Source organism: Streptomyces hirsutus, assembly GCF_001418415.1.
Lineage (GTDB): Bacteria > Actinomycetota > Actinomycetes > Streptomycetales > Streptomycetaceae > Streptomyces > Streptomyces hirsutus.
The window spans coordinates 1-2872 of sequence record NZ_LIQT01000510.1; the positions used below are offsets into that span (position 1 = coordinate 1).

The following is a 2872-nucleotide window of genomic DNA, read 5'->3' on the forward strand; positions in this document are numbered from 1 at the left end:
GTCCTGGACGGTGGGGGTCCCAGGGGCGGGGCCTTGCTCCAACGACGTCATGCGACAGGTTCTCCAGGCGGTGCGACAGGGGTCCGTGCTGTTTGAGGTAGGGGAAGTGGCGATCGGGCCGCAGCGGGGCCGGCGCCCTCAGCACCTGCGGCGCGGTGGTCAGCCGCCCGAGCCGGACTGCCAGGACACGGCGGTGGAGGCCACGCAAGCAGCGGCCGCCGGCCCGGGAATCGTCTGCAGCGGGCTGCCCGCGCTCTGCACCGCGGACAGCGGGACCGTCTCGCCCTGGCCACCGCGGATCGCGGCGGCCGCCGCGGTGAGCCGGTCCGGGCGGGCGCCGAAGTACGCGACAGTCCGGTGCAGGCCCTCGACGATGTCGATCTCGGGTTCCCAGCCGAGCACGTCACGGGCACGGGTGATCACCGGCCGACGGCGGACCGGATCGTCGACCGGCAGCGGGTGATACCGCACCTCAGAGGCCGAGCCCGTCATCTCCAGGACCATTGCGGCGAGATCGGAGACAGTGCGCTCGACCGGGTTGCCCAGGTTGAAGGGGCCCATCTCGGAGGACTCGAGGAGCGCGACGAGACCGCGGATCAGGTCGTCGACGAAGCAGAAGCTGCGGGTCTGGGAGCCATCGCCATAGATCGTGAGCGGCTCACCGGTCATAGCCTGCGTGATGAAGCTAGACACCACGCGGCCGTCGTGCGGACGCATGCGCGGACCGTAGGTGTTGAAAATGCGCGCGATGCCGACATCAAGGCCGTGAGTGCGGCGGTATGCGGCGGAGACCGCCTCAGCGAATCGTTTCGCCTCGTCGTAGACACTGCGCGGACCGATAGAGTTGACGTTGCCCCAGTACGCCTCCTCCTGCGGGTGGACCAAGGGGTCGCCGTAGACCTCGCTCGTCGACGCGAGGATGAAACGGGCGTCATTACGCAGCGCCAGACGCAGGGCGTTCTCAGTACCCCGGCTGCCGACCGCGAGGGTCTCCAACGGCCGGCGCAAGTAGTCGGGCGGCGAGGCAGGGGACGCCAGGTGCGCCACGGCGTCGACGCGGCAGTCGACCTCCACGAACCTGCTCACGTCGACGTGCTGAAATTCGAAGGCCGGCTCAGACATGAGGTGTGCGATGTTCCCCGGCTCGCCCGTCGAGAAATCGTCCAGGCACACCACCGAATCGCCGCGCCGCAGGAGCGCTTCACACAGGTGTGACCCAAGGAATCCACCGCCACCGGTCACGGCAACGCGCATTTGTTTCTCCCGGAATGAGAAGCGAAACAGCCTTCACGCCCCGCTCGCATGGAAACAAGAACGGCAGATGACCTGACGAACCGACAAGCGGAGCAGTCTCGGAAACGCAAGACGAGAGTATGGTCATATGTAGTGTTTTCTGTGGAGGCGACTTGGAGGCTGGGCTGTTTGGCAGATGTCACGCCGGGGAGCGCACGAGGGCGCCGCACAGTTCGGGGCTGATCCGGATTTCGAATGGCTTAATCGGTCGGTGTCACTCGCATGTGTGTGTCCGACCGTGTGCCCGGTTGGCATCTCAGCCGTTTGAGTTCCCCACGTGCCGCGGCCGATGGCCGTGTCGGCGCTGATCTGGGCGACCCGGCCCGGGGATGGGCGCGTCGAGCGGGTGAGGTTCCCCCGAGATGCGAGGAGGAGTGACAGCGGGTCAGATAGATCTCGTGGGAGGAGATCTGACAATGCCTGTCCCCAGGAAATACCCTGTCGGGCTCGAAAAGTCATCGCTGCTGGTCAAGCGGCGTAGCGGTACTCGTTGAGGGTGCCGCCGAGGACGCGAGTGCGCAGGAGCCTGCGGCTGCCCAGATCGTGCACAGTGGCGGGTTGGTCCTGGGCGTCGGGAGGCAGTTGATTCCGGGACCGATGGGGCCGATGCGTGTTGTAGTGCCGTTGGAAGTCAGCGAGAACGTGTCGGGCGTGGGCCTCGTTCATGACCAGGACGTGATCCAGCGCTTCGCGCCGGATGGTGCCGGTCACCCGCTCGCAATGTGCGTTCATCCGGGGAGCCCGCGGTGCGCTGAGTAGTACCTCCATGTCTTCGGCCTGGAAGACAGCGTTGAAGGCAGGCCCGTACTTGCCGTCGCGGTCGCGCAGGAGGAACCGCAGGGACTCGATGCGGACGCCCAGGTCGGCGGCGACATTCCGTGCCTGCTGCACCTGCCCTTGCCGATAACCTCATCCATGCAGGTGGGAGTGGGTTTCGGTGCCGACCGTGGTCACCCGCGTCGGCGCTCTCGCTCGGGGGACGGCGGAGGCGGCATGATGATCGGCCGTGCTGTTGAGACCGGCGTACCTGGGCATGACGAACGCCTTCGCGATGCTGCGACTGCTGCCGGTGAGCGACCGGGAGAAGGATGTCGAGATCCTGGCCCTGCGTCATCGGATTGCCGTCCTGGAGCGGCATCTGGACGGGCAGCGAGTCCGGTTCGACGCCGGCGACCGGGCGTTCCTGGCGTCGCTGCTCCACGGCGTGCCCCGCGAGGTGCTACGCCGGATGCGACTGCTGGTCCGGCCGGACACGGTCCTGCGCCGGCACCGCGACCTGATCGTCAGCCGGCACACCGCCCGGTCCCGGCCCAAGCGCGGCGGCCGGTCGTGCACCGTGCGCTCGATCCGCGTGCTGGTCCTGCGCCTGGCCAGGGAGAATCCCAACTGGGGCTACCGGAGGGTGCATGGCGAGCTGCTCGTGCTCGGGGTGAAGGTGGCCGCGTCCACGGTAGGGGAGATCTTGAAGGAGGACGGCATCGAGCCGGCGCCCGAGCGGGCCTCGAGCACCTGGGCGGGCTTCCTGCGCTCCCAGGCCAACGCCCTGCTGGCCTGCGATTTCTTCGAGACCGTCACCTTG

Annotated in this window: 2 protein-coding genes and 1 pseudogene; 1 reads left to right on the top strand and 2 read right to left on the bottom strand. The window is 67.6% G+C overall.

Going from position 1 to position 2872, the window contains the following annotated elements; translation table 11 throughout:
* Positions 1-159: 159 nt before the first annotated feature.
* Together AOK11_RS32705 and AOK11_RS32710 are read right to left on the bottom strand one after the other, a co-directional pair.
* Entirely contained in the window at positions 160-1254 is a 1095-nt protein-coding gene (locus AOK11_RS32705) for a UDP-glucuronic acid decarboxylase family protein (protein ID WP_079035233.1), read from the bottom strand.
* 507 nt (positions 1255-1761) lie between these two features.
* Positions 1762-2184: an integrase core domain-containing protein gene (locus AOK11_RS32710; RefSeq protein ID WP_079035234.1), complete on the bottom strand. Its 423-nt coding sequence runs from the start codon at positions 2182-2184 to the stop codon at positions 1762-1764.
* A 115-nt stretch (positions 2185-2299) separates the two neighbouring features.
* Between AOK11_RS32710 and AOK11_RS45665 the strand changes: the two are divergent.
* Positions 2300-2872, top strand: a pseudogene (locus AOK11_RS45665) (integrase); the annotation flags it as partial.